This window comes from Kitasatospora putterlickiae, assembly GCF_039527695.1.
In the GTDB taxonomy this organism is placed as follows: domain Bacteria; phylum Actinomycetota; class Actinomycetes; order Streptomycetales; family Streptomycetaceae; genus Kitasatospora; species Kitasatospora putterlickiae.
In genome coordinates this window covers 6864-8510 of record NZ_BAAAKJ010000026.1, presented here as the reverse complement: position 1 = coordinate 8510, position 1647 = coordinate 6864, and the positions used below count along the sequence as shown (strand labels likewise).

General features: G+C 74.7%; 2 protein-coding genes. Both read left to right on the top strand.

Annotated features, from left to right (window positions below; all coding sequences use genetic code 11):
- On the top strand, positions 1-286 hold a 286-nt coding region (locus tag ABD308_RS03250; RefSeq protein WP_425554680.1), incomplete at its 5' end, for an RNA polymerase sigma factor.
- Between the two features lie 350 nt (positions 287-636).
- Positions 637-1137 (top strand): GNAT family N-acetyltransferase, encoded by a 501-nt coding sequence (locus ABD308_RS03245; protein WP_344325212.1) that lies wholly within the window; start codon positions 637-639, stop codon positions 1135-1137.
- Positions 1138-1647 lie beyond the last annotated feature (510 nt).

Here is a 1647-nt window from a genome sequence, read left to right as displayed (position 1 = left end):
CGGGCGCCCCCGTCGGGTCAAGCACGGCATGCGCACCGACCTTCCGTCCCACCCCTCCGCCGAGGACGAGGTCCTCGCCGGACTGCGCCGCCGCCTCGTCCGCGAGGCCGTCGCCGCCCTGCCCGGACGCTGCCCGCGGCTCGTCGCCGCCCTCGCCGAGGACCCGCCGCCCAGTTACCGCGAGCTCGCCGACCGCCTCGGGATGCCGCGCGGCTCCATCGGCCCCACCCGCGCCCGCTGCCTCGCCTGCCTGCGCGTCCGGCTGCACGCCGAGTGGTACGCCTGACCCACCCCGCGCCCCGTTCACCCCGATGGACGTGACGCTCGACACGTCCGCCCCCGCGGCACCGCGACCGCCGGGCGTGACCCTCGCCACGTCCGGCGGCCATCAGGTTGAGGGCAGCTGACACGGGGGTAAGGCGCTGGCGAACGCCGCTCTTGACGGTGACGCGTCCGCCCCGATACTGACCGAGAGCGCGCCGCCGCCGACACGGCCCCACCAGGGCCGTGCGGGCCGGTACGTTCGTGCGCCACCCCGGTCTGGGCGGATCCCCGGCCGGGACAACACCTCCGGCAGGAACCGGTGTGACACCCTCACGTTCACGCGCCGGCACAAGGATGGGGAGGCCCCCGCACATGGGCATGAGCGTCATCATTTCGACCGCCGACACGAACGACGCGGAGCAGATCCTCAAGCTCCAGTACCTCGGCTACCAGAGCGAGGCCGAACTCTACGGGGACTGGGCGATCGAGCCGCTGACCCAGACCCTGGAGAGCCTGCGCGCCGAACTGACCGAGCAGCACGTCCTGGTCGCCCGCCTCGGCGAGGAGATCGTCGGCACCGTCCGCGGCCGGCTCGGCCCCGACGGCGTCGGCCGGATAGGGCGCCTGGTCGTGCACCCCCGGATGCAGCGCCACGGCCTCGGCGGCCGCCTGCTGGAAGCCCTCGAAGAGCGCCTCGCCGAGGACGGCGCGGTGACCTCCTACCAGCTCTTCACCGGCCACCGCAGCCTCGGCAACCTGCGCCTCTACGCCCGCCGGGGCTACCGGCAGACCGCCGTCGAACAGGTCAGCGGCCGGGTCACCCTGGTGCACCTGGAGAAGCCCGCCGCGGCCGCGCTCGCCGCCACCGCCTGAACGCCCCGACCGGCCCGGTCCTCGTCGGCGCCGCCACCATCCGGACCCCCGGTGGCGGCGCCGAGCCGCGTCACCGCAGGTCGGCACCCCAGGTGTCCGCATTGCGGACAGCCTTGCCGAATAGTTGGGCGTACCCCGGCCCATCTGTTTTACTGGCTCACATGACTGCGACGACGAAATGGACCCCCACCGGCACACTGCCGGCAGGTGAGCGTGCCATGTGCCGTCGAATGTGTCACCGCTGAGGGCCACCGCCCCCGGCACCCGTTGAGAGTGCCTCCCCTCGCGCCCCGAAGCGAGGAACCCGCGCCGCTCCCGTCCGTGCGAGCGCGCCCATCCTGCCGCACCCCTCCCTTTCGCCTGCCCGCCCGCCCGCGGACACCGGTGACTCGTAAGGGCCACGCCGTCGCGCGGCCCGGCCGCCCAGCGGCGACGATCAAGGGGTGGCAGGTCCGGATCCCCCCGGCACGACGCCGCCCACGTCGCCGACCGCCCCCCCCCCCGGCGCGG